A 575-nucleotide genomic window follows, 5' to 3' on the forward strand; every position below is an offset into this window, starting at 1 on the left:
CTCCACGGCGCAAGCCCGTATAAAGAAGCACATCAACCCATACGCGTTCATGGGTACCAATAGCCCATTGTTTATAATATTTATCGATATCCTCTTCTAGCCATGGCGCTAATCCTTCGCTGTTAAGAGATTTTGGCGCTTTTATATTAAAAGCAGGATTTCTGTTTAAAAGAGCATTATCAACCGCCCAATTAAAGAGACCGTTTAAAGAAGTTAAAAAATGTTTTGCTGCTGCGGGAGTAGCGCGCCTTCTGTCTACAGCATCAAGAATATGGCGCTTTTCTATGCTTTTATAAGCGTGATTACCTATATGTTTGGATACATTATTTAAAATTCTATACTTCACTTTTTTAGTAGATTCTGATTGATTATGCCATTGCATGCTTTGTAAATATTGATGCAACAACCAATCGAAAGAGCCCTCTACAAGTCTGGTTTGTTTTCTTTTCTTGGAGGTGCCATTTTGCGCTTGCTTAAGAGCAAGCGTATAATTATCGACAAACTCTTGCGTTCCATAGGTTCCTTCAATCCGAAATCGTGGTCCGTGACCAATACGTACATACCATATGATTTTA

The 575-nt window shown here is 38.8% G+C and carries 1 protein-coding gene; it reads right to left on the minus strand.

The window, feature by feature from the left end; genetic code table 11:
- Window positions 1–575 (minus strand): phage integrase central domain-containing protein (locus ACFINS_RS11135; protein WP_404978081.1); only part of this gene is annotated, 575 nt, incomplete at both ends.

It is taken from the genome of Bartonella sp. AA2SXKL, from assembly GCF_042197205.1.
Classification (GTDB): Bacteria; Pseudomonadota; Alphaproteobacteria; order Rhizobiales; family Rhizobiaceae; genus Bartonella.